This is a genomic window from Vibrio sp. Vb2131, from assembly GCF_033338535.1.
GTDB classification, from domain to species: Bacteria; Pseudomonadota; Gammaproteobacteria; order Enterobacterales; family Vibrionaceae; genus Vibrio; species Vibrio alginolyticus.
Map to the genome: position 1 here is coordinate 1 of NZ_JAWOSW010000052.1, position 1016 is coordinate 1016.

General features: G+C 44.0%; 2 protein-coding genes. One reads left to right on the forward strand and one right to left on the reverse strand.

All coding sequences use genetic code 11. The features are described 5' to 3' along the window. The coding region (locus tag R7E38_RS22805) for a glycerophosphodiester phosphodiesterase family protein (protein ID WP_318082130.1) at window positions 1-618 on the forward strand (618 nt) is incomplete at its 5' end. Window positions 619-648: 30 nt separating this feature from the next. On the opposite strand, the gene R7E38_RS22810 is transcribed toward R7E38_RS22805, so the two are convergent. Next, window positions 649-1016, reverse strand: a 368-nt coding sequence (locus tag R7E38_RS22810) for a murein L,D-transpeptidase family protein (RefSeq protein WP_318082131.1), incomplete at its 5' end; no start/stop codon positions are given.

The window sequence follows — 1016 nt, forward strand, 5'->3', positions numbered from 1 at the left end:
AAATGGGTAGAAGTAGATGTTCAGCCAACAAAAGATAACGTACTTGTGGTTTGCCACGATCATACGTTAAATCGATGCAGCAATGGCAAAGGACGAGTTGATGCGCATACGTTGAAAGAACTAAGACAATTAGATTTCGGTGGCTGGTTCAGCGAAGATTTTGCTGGCGAAACTATCATGACTCTTGAGGAGCTATTAAGCTTGGCTACTGAGCGAGGTCTAAATCTGAATATTGAAGTGAAAGTAGACCGCCATCCAGCGGATGAAGTCGCACAAACGCTTGCAAAAGTGCTTACCGAAAGTTCAATGCCTAGAGAGAACCTTTTACTCTCAAGCTTTAGTCATGATGTCATCAGAGCACTTTACCAGCATTGCGAAGGTTATCATTTGGGTGTTTTAAGTGAGTTTTTTACAAAAAAAGACCGGCTATTATTAGATGAAGTGGCAGCCTACAGCTGTAACCTAAATATTAACTGGGTTCGTTCGCGTCAGATCATTAAGCTGCAAGAAGCGGGCTATAAGGTCATGTGTTACACGGTCAACAACCCGAATAAGCTCAAGCACCTTCCGCAATTAGATGGCATTTTTAGTGACCATCCAAAACGTTTTATGCAGTAACCTTTCAAAGCTCCCGTGGGATAACGAGTCCTACCACTCGATCGTGATCGGTGTTCCCTTGGTGACAAGCTGGATGAATTCATCCATTTCTTCATTGGTGAGCGCAATACACCCGTTGGTCCAATCAAAACTCTGAATAAAACTAGGATCTTGCGTCTCACCATTCTTTAAACCATGAATTTTAATGTTCCCACCCGGGGAGACACCTCTCCGGTGCGCCTCTAACGTGTCAATAGCATCGGGATAGCTAATGTGCACCGAGCGATAAAACGCAGAATCCTCAATCACGTAATCGAGCGTGTAACTGCCTTCTGGCGTTCGGTTGTCGCCTTCTTCTTGCTTATGGCCTTTAGGATTGGCACCCAATGCAATACGATATTCTTTTAGTATGATGCCAT